Consider the following 15,723-nt stretch of genomic DNA (forward strand, 5'->3'; position numbering starts at 1 on the left):
GCCGGTGCCTTGGGCGGTTGCATCCGATCCGATGGGCATCGATCGGCGTAAAGGCCGGGGCGCGGTGATTGTACGGTCACTCCCACCATTACGGCAGGCCGGGGGGATCCTGTAGGTCTGGCCCCTGCGGGTCGTCCAGCAGGCGTGCGGCCGGAGATTGCGCCGCGGCGCCAGCCCGGAAATATCCCATCACCGTCGCCACGCTGGCGTGGCCGGTCATCGCCATCGTGTCGCCCAACGGCACGTTGCGCCGCCCGGCCTCCGTGACAAACCCGGACCGCAGGCTGTGTGCCGAATACGCGCCGTCCAGTCCGGCCAGCCGGCTGCGTTCCAGAACAATGTCGCGCACCGCCGCGGCGGCCAGCGGCTCGCCCACCACATCGCCGCGCCGCACGCGCCGGAAGATCGGCCCTTGGCGGATGCCGCTTGCGGCCAGCCAGTCCGCCAGCGCCTGCGCGGCCTTGCCCAATATCGGCTTCTGGTCCTGCGCCCGAAGGGCGCCCGTCTGGTTCGTCTTGGAATGCGCCATCGTATACAGATAGCCATCGCCCGCGCGGCGCGTGTTCTCCACGGTGGCCTGCACCACTTCGGACCGGCGCCGGCCGCCGCTTGCCCAGGCAAAAAGGAGCAGGGCGCGGTCGCGTTTGCCGCGCAACGAGTCGTCGCAGGTGTCCAGCATGGCTTGAAGCGGCTCGCGCGTCAGGGCTTCCTTGCGCGCGGGCGCGACGCCGCGGCGGGCGTACGCGCGGCGCGTCTTGGACACCAGCTCGCGCACGGCGGCGGCGCGGCAGGGGTTCGGGTGGCCCAGCAACTCATGCGCCTTGGACAACACCGACAGGCGTTGCAGCAGCGTGTTCAGGCTGGGCGCGCCCAACCGTCCCTTTGCCTTCAGGCGCACCAGTTCCCGGTCAAGCTCCAGCGGCAATTCCCATTCAAGACCGTCCCCGGAAGACCGCTGCGCGTGGTCCACCACAAATTGAATGACCGCGGCCTCTGACACGGGCAAGGCGAACGACCGGCCATAACGCAGCCCGAACCAGGCCGACCAGTAACGGATCGCCGTGCGATAGCTGGCAGCCGTGTTGGGGGAACTGCCTTCGCGCAACAGATCGCGCACCGCGGCGTCCGCGTGGCGGTCAAGGCTATCCGGATCCAACCGCGCCAGGGCGCGTGTCAACGCCGGCGCCGCGCCTGGCAAGTCATTCATGTTTCCGCGCGCACGGCAGATGCCGTCTCCTGAGTGATGAATCAGTTGAACAATCCCGTCATGTTAGCCGGTGGAGGCGCCTGCGGCCGCCATCGGCTAGGCATGGCGGGCGGTGCTACGATTTCCCGCACGCAAGTCAACTTCCGGCGCTGAGGGCAGTCAGTAGCGGTAGCGTTCCCGGCGGCGGTTCTTCAAGGAGCCTTCCATGGCCGCAACCGTCGCAGATTTTCTTGTCAAAGTGCTTACCGACGTCGGGGTACGCCGCATTTGGGGCGTGACTGGCGACAGTCTCAATGGACTGAACGACAGTCTTCGGCGGCTTGGCGGAATCGAATGGATGCACACCCGGCACGAAGAGACCGCCGCATTCGCCGCAGGCGCGGAAGCAGCCGTCACCGGATCGCTGGCCGTATGCGCAGGCAGTTGCGGACCGGGCAATCTGCATCTGATCAACGGATTGTTTGACTGCCAACGCAGCCGCCTTCCCGTCCTGGCCATTGCAGCCCACATTCCGTCCTCTGAAATCGGGTTGGGGTATTTCCAGGAGACGCATCCCCAGGAACTCTTCAAGGAATGCGCCGACTTCGTCGAACTGGTGTCGAACCCTGCGCAATTGCCAGGGGTACTGGCACGCGCCATCAACACGGCGGTCGGCAGGCAGGGCGTGGCGGTCCTTGTGATCCCGGGCGATGTGGCGCTTGCTGCGGCGCCCGCGGATGCGCCCGCGTTCTGGCCCGCGCCGCCCGCGCGTGCGCGCTTGCGTCCAGACGCGGCGGCCGTGCAGCAACTGGCCGGTCTGTTGAACGGGGCGCGAAAGGTGTCGATTCTGGCGGGCAGCGGCTGCGCCGGCAGCCACGACGCCGTGATCGCGCTGGCGCAGCGCCTCAAAGCGCCCATCATTCACGCGTTGCGCGGCAAGGAACACGTCGAGTGGAACAACCCGTTCGATGTCGGCATGACCGGATTCATCGGCTTTTCGTCCGGCTACCAAGCCATGGAAAACGCCGAGCTTCTGCTGATGCTGGGCACGGACTTTCCGTACCGGCCTTTCTATCCCAAGCACGCAAAGATCGTCCAGATCGATCGCGACCCCGCTGCCCTCGGCCGGCGCGCACCGCTGTCGTTGGGCATTGCCGCCGACGTCGGCGAAACCATTGCCGCGCTGCTCGATCAGCTTGACGAGCGTCAGGACCAGACATTCCTTGACGCTGCCCTCGATCATTACCGGCATGCACGCAAAGACCTCGATAGCCTCGCCGTGCCCGCGCCGGCTGGCAGGCCGCTCCATCCGCAATACCTGGCGCACCGCGTCAACGCGCTCGCAAACGAGGACGCGATCTTCGCGGTGGATGTCGGCACGCCCACCGTGTGGGCTGCGCGATATCTCTCCATGAACGGCAAGCGCCGGTTGCTGGGCTCGTTCAACCACGGCTCGATGGCCAACGCCATGCTGCAGGCCATCGGCGCCCAGGCGGCCGCGCCAGGCAGGCAGGTCATCTCGCTATCGGGCGACGGCGGATTCACCATGATGATGGGAGATTTCCTGTCCCTGTCCCAGTTGCAGCTGCCTGTGAAGATCGTCGTCTTCAACAACGGCGCGCTCGGCTTTGTTTCCATGGAAATGAAAGCGGAGGGCTTCCTGGATACCGGCACAGACCTCAAGAACCCCAATTTCGCGGCGATGGCAGAAGCCGTCGGCGTCCGGGGCATCCGGGTCGAGTCGTCGGAAATGCTGGACGCCGCGCTGACGGAAGCGCTGGCGCACCCCGGTCCCGCGCTGGTCGACGTCGTGGTTTCGGCGCAAGAGCTGATCGTGCCACCCAAGATCAAGCTCGAGCAAGCCAAGGGATTTGGCCTGTACATGCTCAAAGCCATCATGAACGGCCGCGGCGATGAGGTCGTTGAGCTTGCCCGGACGAATCTTGGACGTTGAGGGAAGGGCGGAGGCCGCAAATCGCGTTATGTATTAAATAATACGTATGCTGTAAGATATATAACGTATATGCAAGTTAAATCACGATAAGGTTCCATTATCGTGACTAATCCAACCCACCTCGGCGACGCAAATCATCATGGCCACTGGCATTACGGAATCGGACGTCTGGAGCGCTGCGGATGCGCTGTTGCTGGAGGGCGCCCGGCCCACCATCGAGCGAGTTCGCCAGAAAATTGGCCGGGGCTCGCCCAATACCGTCAGTCCGCATCTGGAAACCTGGTTCCGCGCACTGGGCGCTCGCATCCAGGATCCGCGTGCGTTTGCCGCACCCACCGCGGTACCGGACCCCATCGCCCAGGCGGCCACGCATTTCTGGGAAGCCGCGCTGGCGGCGGCCAGGGCTGAACAGGCTCGGGCGTATGAGGAACGATGGGAGGAATTGGCCAGGGAAGGGGAGCGGTTTGCCGCGCAGGCCGAACAGCTTGAACTGCGCGAGGCGCAGCTGATCGAGCGGGAAAAGCATCTGCAGGAAGCGCTGGAGGTCGCCAGGGCGCAATTGGCCACCACCGAAAACCGTCTGCAAGCCGCCGAAGCGCAATTGCGCCAGCGTGACGCGGCGCTGGCCGCGACGCAAACCCGTCTGGAGGACGTCCGCGCCGCCAACAAGGCCTTGCTGGCCGACGCCGAGCAGGACCGCGACCGGCACGCGCAGGCAATTGCCGCCCTGGATGCGCGCCACGCTGCCCACGAGCGCCGCTGGCTGAACGAGCTGGATGCGGAGCGGGGCGCGGTTAAGCGCTTGCAGACTCGTCTGGACGCATCCCTGGTTGCCGCCCAACAGCAGGCAGACCAGCTACGCGACGCGCTTGCCGCCGTCCAGGAGCAACAACGTGCGGCCGAGCAGCGAGCTGCCGCCCTTCAGGCGCAGGCGCTGGCCGACCAGCGCGAACGGCATGCCGAGACCGTGGCGGCGGCCCAAGCGCTTCAAGCCAGCCAGGCGCGGGAATCGGATTTGGCGCAACGCCTGGCGGGCGCATCCGCGCAGGTGGATAGTCTGATGGCGCAGCTGAAATCCCGGGACGTCCAGTTCGGCGAACTGACGACGCGTTTGCTGGCGATGCAAGCGTCGTCACACCCCACGCAGCCGGCGCACACACCTGAGCCGGCTCAACCCAAGTGATTCATGGCGCGCCGTTTGACGCGACTACATCAAGAGAACCCTTGTTCGTCCGCGTACCTGAGCAGTTCGGCGTTGGTCTCGATGTTCAGCTTGCGCATGGCCGATTGCTTTTGCGTGCCGATGGTGGCTACCGACCGGTGAAGGCGCTTTGCGATCTCTGTCACGGACAGGCCTTGCGCAAACATTCGGACCACTTCGAGCTCTTTGGGCGACAGCCCTTTTGTTCTGCCGGCGCGTCCCATCGTCACGTCATTCTGGCTGAGCCGCTGGCCGATGCTGTTGGACAGGATGGGGCCGCTTTCAGTCAGCGCGCGGATGCATATCGACACCAGCTCGTCGATGGGCTCTTCCTTGCTGACGATGCCCGTTACGCCCACCTGGCGAAGCTGGTTCAGGATGCCGCTGTTGGACAGCATCGTGAAGACGACGATGGGAATTTCCGGAAACAGGCGTTGCAGACGTTCGATGAGCCGCAATCCGTCTTCATCGCCGGACCGGGCGGCCATTGAAAAGTCGGTGACGATCAGATGGCAGGGATGGTCCTGCACCGCAGTGACCAGTTCGAGTCCCGAGCGCGCGGTGGCGACGACCGTGAAACCGGGCACCTCGTTCAGGGAATCCGCAAGCGCAAGAGAAATGATGGGATGATCGTCGGCGACGATGATTCGCACATCCTGGTCAGACGAAAGCTTCATCATGGACCCGCCATCGCGTTGATGTTCGAATGCACCTGGTGATTCCTCGTGTCCGGCTTGCGATGCCGCAGGGGGAAGCCGTTCCTTGGCTGGCCCCACCAGGCTAAGGGCGCCAGGACTTTCGATACTTCCGTCGGTGACCATTTTATGTTCAAACTCCACTGAAAAGGCGAGCAGAAGCGGTTGGGCTGCAGGCTGAATGGGCGTGAGGCAGGCGGGCGGGGAAAGAGATAAAGCCGCTGAATCTACCTTCGGATCGTCAACCGATACATCGATAAGCTTCGAAAGCAAGCCGGCGCAAGGCCAATAAGCGGACCGAATGAAGGCTAGATTTCCGCCAAGGTGTTGCGCAGCAGTTGCACCACCGCGTGACCCTCGGCCTGCGCCACGGCATCCAGACCCGTGCCGCGCAGCAAGTCTTCCAGTGCCTCCAGCCGTTCCGTGATCGCCGTCATCTGCATGACGCTCAGCGCGCCTCGCATGCGGTGCAAGGTGCGGCCCAGCAGACGCTGGTCGTTGATTTCAAGGGCCCGCACCATCTGCGTGACGTCCGCTTCCATCGTGCTGATGAACAATGCGCGGTACTTTTCCGGCACGGCAGGCTCGGGTTCGGGTTGGCGCGTGGCGCGCGGCTGCGCTGCGGCTTCGGCCGCGTCGGCCGGCTGCGCGCCGCTTCCCTGCAGATGCCGCCTAAGCGTGGAAAGGCTGATGGGCTTGACCAGCCACGACGTCATGCCGGCCGCGAGGCACCGTTCCTCTTCTTCGCGCATGGCATTGGCGGTCACGCCGATGACGGGAACGGTGGCGCCCTGGGCCCGCAACGCCTGGACGAGCTCATAGCCATTCATGCGCGGCATGTTCACGTCGGTCAGCACGACGTCGTAGCGGGCAAGCCCCCACAGCATCAGCGCCTCGGCGCCGTCGGACGCCAGCGTGACCTCGCAGCCCAGTTGCTCCAGCTGATGTTGCAGGGTGGCCTGGTTGATCGGGTTGTCTTCGGCGACGAGAATGGACAATCCAAGCGGGGTATACGCGCTACTGTCGGCGTCCCCGGGCAAGGCGACTTCACCGCGAACCGCCGCCAACATGCCGGCGGCGATGTGCTCGACGCTGGCGATCACCTTGACGGTCCGCGCGGTGGGCGGCTTGCCGCTTGCGCTGGCCAGCACATGGTGGCCGGGCCAGTCCGCCAGGTTGGCGCCTCCGGTGTAAAGCACGTCGACCAGGATGTCGTCCGGCGTGCCAGCGGGCAGGGGAGCGCTCGCGGGGGCTGCGGCGGCGCCCCAGCGCTTGAGCCATTGGCAGACGTTGTCGGACAGTTCGTGATGCGGGCTGCGAACGTACACGTTCATGCCGCTCAGGTCGGGCGGGCTGGCATCCGGACCGGGTGCTACAGACAGCGGCAGGTCCAGCGAAAAGCTGCTGCCCAGGCCAAGTTCGCTGGTGACGCGGATGCTGGTGCCCATCAGACCGGCCAGCCGCGCGCATATCGACAGGCCGATGCCGGCGCCGCGCACCGTGTGCGAGCCGCTGTCGATCTGATAGAAGGGAACAAACAGCTGTGCCTGGCCCTCCTTGGGAATTCCGATGCCCGTGTCGACCACTTGCAGCCGCAGATGCGTCTTGCCGTCCAGCACTTGACCCACCGTCAGGCGGACGATCACGTGTCCGGAATCGCTGAACTTGATGGCGTTGCTGAGCAGGTTGCTAAGGATCTGGCGGATGCGCACGGGGTCGCCGGTCATCCAGTCGGGCACGTCAACGTCCACGCTGCAAAACAGCAGCAGCCCCTTCTGTTCGGCCATCGCCGCGTAGGCGTTGGTGCATTCCTCGACCAGCTCGCGCGGGTTGAAGTCCGAATACTCCAGCGCGAGCTGCCCGGCTTCGATCTTGGTGATGTCCAGGACATCGCTGATGAGCTGCAAGAGAATCGCGGACGAGCTTTGCATGCGCTCCAGGTGCTGCCGCTGTTCCTCGTCCAGCGCGGTAAGGCTCATGAGCTGCAACGTGCCCAGCACGCCATACAGTGGTGTCCGGATCTCGTGGCTCATGGTGGCCAGGAAAGTCGATTTGGCTTCGTTGGCCTTGTCCGCCTCGCGCTTGGCTTCCGTCAGGGCCTGCTCGATCACGGCCCGGGCGCTGATGTCGGAAAAGGCGCACAGCACGACGTCCTGGTGGTTGTAGCGCGTGGGTGCGTAGGCGACGTACAGCGGACGTCCGTCCGTCGCCTCGAAACTGGCGATGGTGCCCGGTCCCGTCGCGCCCAGGACTTGCCGCAGGAAGAGGTTGGTCTTGGGTGAATTGTCCAGTTCGCGGCCGGGCTCGGCGCCCAGCCATTGAAGCGCGAGACTATTGCCGAACACCACCTGTCCCATCGGCCGCGCCAGCACGCACAGCGCCACGGGTGCGGTTTCAATCAATGTACGGCTGAATTCTTCCTTTTCGACGATGTCGCGCTGCGCATTGGACGCCGGCGTAATGACATGACGGCTGTACCAGCGCGAGGACACGATGCCGGCGCCAAGACTGAGCAGAAGCAGCAGGCCCGCGATGGCCGGCAGCCACAAGTTGTCCTGGAAAAACGCGCCATAGCTGATGCGGTACGTGCCCGTCCACACGCCGGAAGGATCCGTAACGCGCAGCACGATGCCGTCCGCTGTGTATTCGAGGCCATCCCTGGACGCCGCCGGGCCCGGCGCCTCGCCCAGCAGCAGACCTTCATCGCGGTGGGTCAGCCAGAATCCCCCATGCAGCGGCTTGCGCAGCGTCTTTTCAAAGATGTTGATCCGCTGGTGGTTGAATTGCGTGGTGGCATACACGGCCGATGTCCTGCCTTGTGCCGTGGACCAGACCGACTGCGGCATGTCGGCATAAATGATGCCCAGCATGCTGCCAGGCAGCGCTTCCGAGCGGAACCAATGCACGCGGCCGGTTCCTGGCAGTTCGCGGTGGCTCGGAAGGTCCTGGTCGATAAGGCGTTGTCGCACTGTCTGCAGGCGGCGCAATTCCGTCCTGACCGCGTCCGTCACCGCCAGGAATGCGGCGGCGTTCAGCCGGTCATACCCCGACACGGCATCCACGGCAGGCACGCTCATGCTGATGCTGTCCGCCTGGTTGACCAGAAATACCGTGGAAGCCGGGTAGTAGGATGCGGCCCAGAAGCTGGAGTAGAAGTCGGCCAGGAATTCGCCCAGGTTGGCGAGCCGGCGGCCCGCCGTGGGACAGTCCGTGGCCTGCTCGCACGCTAGCGAAAACGCCATTTCCGCATAGGTGCGCCGGCCTTCGAAGATCTGCATGCCGAAGCGTTCCGGTACCTCGGTCGCGTGCAGATTGATGGTCGTCGACAGACTTTCTTCGGGAAGGGATGCGTTATGCGCGCGCAGCCTGCCCAGGAATTGTTCCTGCGCCTGGATGTACCCGACCAGTATGGAGAAATCGAGCTTCAGGCGGTCACGCTCTTGGTCGACGATGCGATTCAAACCCCAATAGAGCGCGCCGATCAAGATCAGCGCAAAGGGAAGGATGCCGAAGAGCGCGAAGTTCAACCAGCGCGAGGTGCGGGTGATTCGGGCAAACGGAGTGTCCGGCTTACGCATGGTCGGCCTTACCGCGCGGGCGGAGTCATGGCGCGCTGCTCTCGGGCGAGAAGCTGGCTGAAGCCGTCGGTGTCCACCGCGGCCGAAATGAGGAATCCTTGGGCGCAGTGGCAACCGATCTGGCGCAGGAACTCGAGGTCGGAGGCCGCTTCGACGCCCTCGGCCGTGACCTGAAGCCCCAATTGCCGGCCCAACTGCACGGACGACCTGAGGGCCGCCGCCTGGTTTTCGTCGCTGGCGGCGCCGCTGACAAAGGCGCGATCGATCTTCAGTTCGGTGAACGGCGTCGAAATCAGGCTGTACATGGAGCTGTAACCTCGGCCAAAGTCGTCTTGTGCCAACCCGAAACCTTTCAGGCGTAACCGGCTGGCGCCCATATAGTATTGGCCTTGTGCCGTGGTTGTCTCGTCCTCGAGCAATTCGAATGTGACTTCCGACGGCGCCACCCCGCGGGTCAACACCATTTCCTCTAGTTCGTCGGGTAGATCCGGGTCGTCGAGGAACTGCGTGGGCAGGTTGACCGAGACCGGGACGCGAAAGCCTTGCTGCCCCCACTGCAAGTGCGCGCGCAGCGAGTCTTGCAGGATTTGCCGCAGCAGCGCCTTGTCCAGCCCCAGGCGGCGGATGGCGGGAAGAAAGGCGCCGGGCGACAGGCATCCCAGTTCGGGGTGCAGCCATCGCGCCAGCGCCTCGGCCCCGACGAAGCGTCCGGTGGCCAGCGACTGTTTCGGCTGAAACCACGCCTGCAACTGTCCGTGGTGCAGCGCCTGTTCCAGGGCAGAGCGGTCCGAAGCAGGCCCGGTCCCGGGGCGGCCCGGCATGGACTGCTGACGGTCCCGGCACAGCTGGCTGGCCAATTGGCTGGCGTCTTGCGCGGTGAAAGGCTTGCAAAAGGTGCCCAGCACGTCCAGACCCTTTTCCCGTGCCATCAAGGCGACGCTTTCGATGATGCGCCGCACGCAGGCCGATACGATTGCCAGCGCGGGCGAGCGGCGCTGCCTGGCGAGCCGGTCTATGAATTGCACGCCATCCATGCCGGCCATGTTCAGGTCGATCAGGACCAGGTGGTACGCCTGCAGCTCGGTCTTGGCCAGGGCAGTCTCGGCACACGATGCGACGTCCGCCTGCCCAAATCCGGCCGCTGCCAACTGATCTGCCAGATGGACGCATTGCAGCGGATGGTCGTCCACGATCAGGACCCTGTACTCGGACAGCGGTTTGGTCATGCGGCTTCCTTGAGGGTCATCAACGCCTTGCACAGCGCCGAAATGGGCAGCGGCTTGAGCAGCACGGTCGTCATGCCGGCTTCAGCGCTGCGCCGCAGGTCTTCGGTGAATGCGCTGGCGGTGATGCCCACGATCGGCCGGGTGTAACCCTGGCTGCGCAGTGTGCGGGTGAGCGCGTAGCCGTCCAGTTCGGGCATCTGCAGGTCCGTCAGGATGGCGTCGAAATCAGGAAGTTCGGGCAGCGCCAATGCGTCGTTGCCGTCTGCCGCCAGGACGACGGTGCAGCCCAGATGTTCCAGCTGTTCTCGAAGGATCTGCCGGCTGACCGGGTTGTCCTCGACGACCAGCAGGTGCATGTCGAGCGAATCGCAGGATGCCGGGGGGGCAGGGGGCGCCTTCGTGGCGGCGCTGTCCTGTGCAAGGCGGACCGCGCCGACGATGCTGGCCAGACTATGACTGTCGGCGGTCCAGCTGTTAATCGCCGGCTGCGGCTTGATGCCCGGCGGATGCGCAATGACCCGGGCTCCGCGCCAGGCTGCTGGAATGAAGTCCCGGGACCATGTTTCCACCAGCACGCTGCCTTCGCGCCGGCCATGCAGCGCGTCCTTGAACGGCATGGCCAGGGCGCCGCAATGCCGCAGCCACTGGCACAGATTGGTGACGACCTCGTTGTTGGCGCCCCGCACGAATACGGGCCGGGGGTCCAGCCGGACGCCCATTTCCGGTTGCGCGCCGCTGACGCGCGGAAGCGTCAGGACGAGCGACATGCTGGTGCCCAGGCCTGGCTCGCTGACGGCGGTGAGCGTGCCGTTCATCATCTCTGAAAGCCGCCGGCAAATGGCAAGTCCAAGGCCGGTGCCGGGTACGTTCTGGTTGGGTCCGCCTTCGGCGCGGAAGTAGGGTTCGAAGAGCCGCGCGTGGTGCTTTGCAGAGATGCCCATGCCGGTATCGGCCACCTGGAACTTCAGCGTCGCACCATGCGCGTCCTGGCTGAGCGTCTGAAGGCGCAACACCACCTGACCCGAACTGGTGTACTTGATGGCGTTGTTAACGAGGTTGTTCAGGATCTGGCGTACGCGCATCGCGTCGCCCAGGACCAGCGGCGGCGATGTCACGTCGGCCAGGGCATACAGCTGCAGACCCTTGGCTTCGGCGCGCGCCCCGTAGGTGCCGATGACGCTGTCCAGCATCTGAACGGGCGAGAACTCCGCGGTTTCGAGCGTGAGGTAGCCGGCCTCGATGCGCGACAGGTCGAGCGTGTCGTTGATGGAGCTCAGCAGGCTTGCCGAGGACTGCTGCATGGTTTCCAGGTATTGCTGCTGCTGTCTGTCCATGGCGGTCAGGCCCAGCAGTTCGAGGGTGCCGAGAATGCCGAACAGGGGCGTTCGGATCTCGTGGCTCATGGTGGTCAGGAACACCGTCTTGGCGTGATTGGCGGCGTCCGAGTGCAGCTTGGCCTGGGTGATGGATTGCTCGACCCGCTTGAACGCGGTGACATCGTTGATGCCGCAGAGGATGACGTCCTCGGCGTGATAAGTGATTGGCGCGAAGGTCAGGTACAAGCATCGCCCGTCGTTCAGGACGTATTCCCGGTCTGCGCTGAAGTCGTTTTCTGAGAGCAGCCGGGACAGCAGCCCGGCATCGCCCAGCAGCCAGTCCTTGGCAAGTTCGTTCGCCAGTAGCGGCACGCCATCGGCGCGGCGCAACAGGCACAGCCCCACGGGCGCGACTTCGACCAGCTTGCGGTTCAGGGACACGCTATCGGCCAGGGCTTCGTACTGCCGCAGGGCCGGGGCGACGAGTTTCTTGCGGATGTGCCGAATGCCAAAAATGACGGCCGCAAAGAGCAGGCAGGTGCCGCCGAGTATTGCCTGGATAGCGAACGCCATGTCGCCGAGGATGCGGCTGATGGGCGTGTAGTAGACAAGCCGCCAGCCCGCTTCACCCACGGATTTGCTGAGGACGACGAAGCGGGGCATCAGACCCGGCCCCCACCAGCCGAATGCGTCTTCCCGGCCGCCGTAACGGCTAAGGCCCGCCAGCACCTGCGGGTCGGCGGGACTGTGCAGGACAGGCGCGTCGTGCTGGTCGTGCAGGATGTAGTTGCCCCCACGAAGCGAGGACAGGTCGATGGCCTCGTCGAGGTCGCCGAGCTCCAGGCCGATCCATCCGGCGCGTGGCGTGTTGGGGTCGATGGGGGTGTACAGGTAGAGCGGGTTGGCGTTGTGCGTGGATGGCTTCAACCAGGTGATGGCGGTGCGCCGGTCGTGCGCCGCGCCTGGATCGGCCGCCGCCAGCGCCCGGGCGATCCAGGTTTGTTCGTCGGCGCCCAGCTGGGGGATGCGGGCAGGCCCGCGCGCCGGGGGCCGGGGAGGGCGCGGCGCGACGTACGTGGTTTGGCCGCTGCGGCCGGAGGTGAACAGCAGACGGGTGTGCGCGAAGGCGATGTCGTCAAGGACGCGGGGCGTGAGGATCAGCGCCCAATCGTAGACGTTCGGGTCTTCGTGTAGCGGAAAGACCTTGATCTGACGCGTGTTGCCGAAGTGCGATGGGGTGTCGGAGGCGGGCGCGGCATCGGTGTTGCGCACCAGACTGGAAGCCAGCGACCGGAGCAGCGCCTCGCGCTGGTCGAAGAAGATCTGCGCGTTATACGCGGCGGCGTTCATTTGCCGGCGGTACGTGGAAGCCGTGCTGGTAAAGGACCAATACAGCAGAAACACGGCCGCCGCCGCGATGCAGGCCAGCAGCGCGGCGGCGAAGAGATGCAAGAGCAGCGTGGGAGCTCGGGGGACTGGCTGGACGTCTGGCGCGGGGGTCTTTGGATCCTTGATTGGCATGCGGCCATCGTAGGCATCGCGCTAGACGGCGGATATAAGAATATTTTGAAAATGCACCACGCCTGGGGCGCAATCGCCGCCTGAATCGTACTTTTTCGATTGGTTTATGAATTTGCCATCCATAGACTCATCGACTTATGAACGCTATCAACCTGGCCGAATCCGCCACCCTCGTCAGCGAGCCGCTACGTATCCAACCCGTCCTGGACGCCAAAGGCGTCGTACGCGAAATGGCCCTGGTCGGCGGCCAAAGCTGGCACGGTCCCGCGCTGCTTGCCAACGCCGCCTCGGCCGACGCCCTGCGCCGCGCAGGTCGGGTCTTCCGGGCTGCAGGCTGCATGGCGCCACTGTCGATGGACCATCCGCTGAACGTCAACTCGGAAATCCTGCTGCCCCGCCAGCTATGCGAAGACCTGCGCATTGGCGCCGTCGCGGGCGATCAACTGCGCGAAACCCCACAAGAATCCCATCCCAGCCTGCCGATCTACCCCTGCGGCAAAGTCACCTACAACGTTCCCCTTAGCGACCGCCTGGCGCACGGCGCCACGCTTTTTCATGGTTACCAGGAACTGCGGCCCGCGCTGCGGGTGCGTTTGCTGCCGTCGGCGCAAGCATCATTCGGCACGCTTCGCGCCACGGGGCTGCGCGTCGGCATTCCCGAAGGCATCTGCACCCGCCGTCCTCTGCAAGAGCGCTTCTTCAGCCTGCTTGGGCAAGCGTCCCGCCAAGGCCTGAAGGTCCTGGCGCAGGACATTCGCAGGATCGAAGACTTCAACTGGCTGCGCGCGCAGCCCGACGTGCTGTTCCAGGGAGAGGCGCTATCCATCGCGCTCAGCCTGCAGTACGTGCAGGATTGGCTGACCAGCGCCGGTTCCAACTGGCGCGAATTCCAATTGGGGACATAGTCGCGCCCCATAGCTCCGCCGTAGTAGGGCAGGGGCCTCAAGCCCGCGCGGATTCGAGCCCAAGCCCCCGGCGGTACCCATCTCAAGCCCCCGGCGGATCCGATAAAATCCGCGCATGCTTCCCACTCAAGTCATTCTGGCGCTGCTGGTGCTACAGCTTGCGCTACTCATTCCCCTGGTTGCCGTGGCCATCCAGTTCGCGCGCTGGATTCATTGGTGCTTTCTTGCCGCTCCCGACACACGGGGAGAGCGCCCCCGGTTTACCGGACCCGTGCTGGCGCTTGTCTTCAGCACCCTGGCCGCCACCGACTTCATCGGCTTCGAGCCATTCCCCACGCTGTCGCAACTGAATCCCGTGCCCGAGGGCGCTCGCGCCTACTTTACGGTGGCGATGCTGGCCCTCGCGGTTTGGTGCTGGGCATACGCCGGCGCAATCCGCAGCCGGTTTCGCGCGATGCTAGGCGCCTCGTAGCGTCTACCCACGTTTCCATTCAGATTCTGCGCGTTTTCGAATACATTCGATTCAGCGCGTTGGCTGGCACGGACGGGCGCCGCCGGTCCTCATCCACCGCAACCGGGGCGGCAGCCTCGCCAGGAGGTTCGGGTGATACCACGCCAGTCCGTCGACATAGCCCGCATCCTGCTCGTCATCGTCATGCTGCTGGCTTTGATGATCGGCAGCCTGTACGTCCTTAGGCCCTTCCTGCCGGGCCTCATCTGGGCCACCACCATCGTGGTCGCCACCTGGCCGGTGCTGCTCTCGATCCAGCGGCATTGCGGCGGCCGGCGCTGGCTGGCAACGGTGGCGATGCTTCTCATCCTGCTGTTCGTGATCGTGCTGCCGTTGTACCAGGCGATCTCGACCCTGGCCCTGCACGGCGGCACCATCATGGCGGCGGTCAAGCGCCTGCCCGATTATGCGTTGCTGGCGCCTCCGTCGTGGGTACGCGGCATTCCGCTGGCAGGCCCCCGGATCGCCCAGGAGTGGCAGGCGCTTTCCGACGCCGGCGCCGGCGGCTTGCTGGCGCGCATCGAACCCTACCTGACCACCGCGGCGCACTGGTTGCTGGGCCACGCGGCGATCGTCGGCGTGTTCGTGATGCACATGCTGATCACGGTGATCATCGCCGGCATTCTGTACAGCAAGGGCGACGCCGCAGCGGACTTTGCGCTGCGGTTTTCGAACCGTCTGGCCGGCCCGCGCGGCGTGGCGGCGATCAAGCTGGCCGCGTCCGCGATCCGCGCCGTGGCGCTGGGCATCGTGGTCACGGCGGTGGTGCAATCGGCGCTGGGCGGCATTGGCCTGTGGATTGCCGGGGTGCCGGCGGCGGGGATCCTGACTGCCCTCATGGTGATGCTGTGCCTGGCCCAACTGGGACCTTTCCTGCCGATGCTGGGCGGCGTCGCCTGGCTGTTCCAGAACGATATGAAGCTGGCTGCCGCCGTGCTGCTGGTCTGGGCCATCGTGGTGGGCACCTTGGACAACCTGCTGCGGCCGCTGCTCATCAAGCGCGGCGTGAATCTGTCGATGCTGCTTATCCTGTCCGGCGTGCTGGGGGGCATGTTCGCCTTCGGCATCGTCGGGTTGTTCATTGGCCCGGTCATCCTGGCGGTGACGTCGACGCTGTTGAAGGCCTGGATCGACGAGGTGCCGCCGCCCGTGCAGGCCGCTTCGCAGGCGGCAGACTTGGAGCCGGAGCCGCCCGAGGGACTTGGGCAGAAAAGAGCGTAACATCCGTCTCAAGGTGCGGGCCATGTGGCCCGCTTTTCGCAATACCCGGCAATACCGATGACCAAGCTTCTGATCGCGGCGCCCAAAGGCGCTTCTGACCCATTCCTTTACCGCTTCAATCCGCTGTGCCAGGAGGAGGGACGATGAGCAGCACCTTGCGTCCCACCAAACCCGGCACGCTCAGCCTGTCGTCCCGTCCGGCCAAGCGCGCCACGGGAACCCGCAGTGCTCGTCCGCCCAGGTCCGGGCCTTCCGCCCCCGCGGCGGGAACACCCCGCCGCGAGCCTTCCGCCCCAAGCCCAAGCGAGGCCAAATCCGGCGTGAAACGCGCCGCCGATCGGCCCGTCCGTCCGGCGGCGTCGACGCGGCCAGCGCGTTCCGCAAGCAACGCACCGGCCCGTCCTGCCCA

The 15,723-nt window shown here is 65.1% G+C and carries 10 protein-coding genes; 5 read left to right on the forward strand and 5 right to left on the reverse strand.

Annotation, left to right across the window (positions count from 1 at the left end):
- Nucleotides 1-88: 88 nt before the first annotated feature.
- Nucleotides 89-1,207, reverse strand: coding sequence for a site-specific integrase (locus tag V6V88_RS13685; protein WP_056317828.1), 1,119 nt, complete (start codon nt 1,205-1,207; stop codon nt 89-91).
- A 205-nt stretch (nt 1,208-1,412) separates the two neighbouring features.
- Between V6V88_RS13685 and poxB the strand changes: the two genes are divergently transcribed.
- Both poxB and V6V88_RS13695 read left to right on the forward strand, forming a co-directional pair.
- Nucleotides 1,413-3,140, forward strand: coding sequence for a ubiquinone-dependent pyruvate dehydrogenase (gene poxB, locus V6V88_RS13690; RefSeq protein ID WP_338619526.1), 1,728 nt, complete (start codon nt 1,413-1,415; stop codon nt 3,138-3,140).
- A gap of 139 nt (nt 3,141-3,279) precedes the next feature.
- Complete coding sequence (locus tag V6V88_RS13695; RefSeq protein WP_338619528.1) at nt 3,280-4,323, forward strand: DNA-binding protein; 1,044 nt, start codon at nt 3,280-3,282, stop codon at nt 4,321-4,323.
- A gap of 29 nt (nt 4,324-4,352) precedes the next feature.
- Here the strand turns inward: V6V88_RS13695 and V6V88_RS13700 are convergent, their stop codons facing one another.
- From V6V88_RS13700 to V6V88_RS13715, 4 genes are all read right to left on the reverse strand, one after another.
- Nucleotides 4,353-5,021, reverse strand: coding sequence for a response regulator transcription factor (locus V6V88_RS13700; protein ID WP_056317838.1), 669 nt, complete (start codon nt 5,019-5,021; stop codon nt 4,353-4,355).
- Between the two features lie 323 nt (nt 5,022-5,344).
- A complete protein-coding gene (locus V6V88_RS13705) occupies nt 5,345-8,614 on the reverse strand; it encodes a response regulator (RefSeq protein ID WP_338619529.1) in 3,270 nt (1,089 codons plus the stop codon).
- An 8-nt stretch (nt 8,615-8,622) separates the two neighbouring features.
- Complete coding sequence (locus V6V88_RS13710; protein ID WP_280002119.1) at nt 8,623-9,840, reverse strand: EAL domain-containing response regulator; 1,218 nt, start codon at nt 9,838-9,840, stop codon at nt 8,623-8,625.
- Complete coding sequence (locus V6V88_RS13715; RefSeq protein ID WP_223575515.1) at nt 9,837-12,677, reverse strand: ATP-binding protein; 2,841 nt, start codon at nt 12,675-12,677, stop codon at nt 9,837-9,839. Before V6V88_RS13715 ends, V6V88_RS13710 begins: the two co-directional genes overlap by 4 nt.
- Nucleotides 12,678-12,814: 137 nt before the next feature.
- Between V6V88_RS13715 and V6V88_RS13720 the strand changes: the two genes are divergently transcribed.
- The 3 genes from V6V88_RS13720 to ydiK all read left to right on the forward strand — a co-directional run bounded on the left by V6V88_RS13720 (nt 12,815) and on the right by ydiK (nt 15,314).
- Nucleotides 12,815-13,582: a hypothetical protein gene (locus tag V6V88_RS13720; RefSeq protein WP_223575514.1), complete on the forward strand. Its 768-nt coding sequence runs from the start codon at nt 12,815-12,817 to the stop codon at nt 13,580-13,582.
- Nucleotides 13,583-13,697: 115 nt separating this feature from the next.
- The gene (locus tag V6V88_RS13725; RefSeq protein ID WP_223575513.1) at nt 13,698-14,054 is read left to right on the forward strand and encodes a hypothetical protein; all 357 of its coding nucleotides are present in this window, start codon (nt 13,698-13,700) and stop codon (nt 14,052-14,054) included.
- A 132-nt stretch (nt 14,055-14,186) separates the two neighbouring features.
- The gene (gene ydiK / locus V6V88_RS13730; protein ID WP_223575512.1) at nt 14,187-15,314 is read left to right on the forward strand and encodes an AI-2E family transporter YdiK; all 1,128 of its coding nucleotides are present in this window, start codon (nt 14,187-14,189) and stop codon (nt 15,312-15,314) included.
- Nucleotides 15,315-15,723 lie beyond the last annotated feature (409 nt).

This window comes from Achromobacter sp. E1, assembly GCF_037039475.1.
GTDB classification, from domain to species: Bacteria; Pseudomonadota; Gammaproteobacteria; order Burkholderiales; family Burkholderiaceae_B; genus Achromobacter; species Achromobacter mucicolens.

What these genes read in the sequence shown, in the direction of transcription:
- V6V88_RS13685 (WP_056317828.1), bottom strand. Translation starts at nt 1,207, where the DNA reads ATGAATGACTTGCCAGGCGCGGCGCCGGCGTTGACACGCGCCCTGGCG.
- poxB (WP_338619526.1), top strand. Translation starts at nt 1,413, where the DNA reads ATGGCCGCAACCGTCGCAGATTTTCTTGTCAAAGTGCTTACCGACGTC.
- V6V88_RS13695 (WP_338619528.1), top strand. Translation starts at nt 3,280, where the DNA reads ATGGCCACTGGCATTACGGAATCGGACGTCTGGAGCGCTGCGGATGCG.
- V6V88_RS13700 (WP_056317838.1), bottom strand. Translation starts at nt 5,021, where the DNA reads ATGATGAAGCTTTCGTCTGACCAGGATGTGCGAATCATCGTCGCCGAC.
- V6V88_RS13705 (WP_338619529.1), bottom strand. Translation starts at nt 8,614, where the DNA reads ATGCGTAAGCCGGACACTCCGTTTGCCCGAATCACCCGCACCTCGCGC.
- V6V88_RS13710 (WP_280002119.1), bottom strand. Translation starts at nt 9,840, where the DNA reads ATGACCAAACCGCTGTCCGAGTACAGGGTCCTGATCGTGGACGACCAT.
- V6V88_RS13715 (WP_223575515.1), bottom strand. Translation starts at nt 12,677, where the DNA reads ATGCCAATCAAGGATCCAAAGACCCCCGCGCCAGACGTCCAGCCAGTC.
- V6V88_RS13720 (WP_223575514.1), top strand. Translation starts at nt 12,815, where the DNA reads ATGAACGCTATCAACCTGGCCGAATCCGCCACCCTCGTCAGCGAGCCG.
- V6V88_RS13725 (WP_223575513.1), top strand. Translation starts at nt 13,698, where the DNA reads ATGCTTCCCACTCAAGTCATTCTGGCGCTGCTGGTGCTACAGCTTGCG.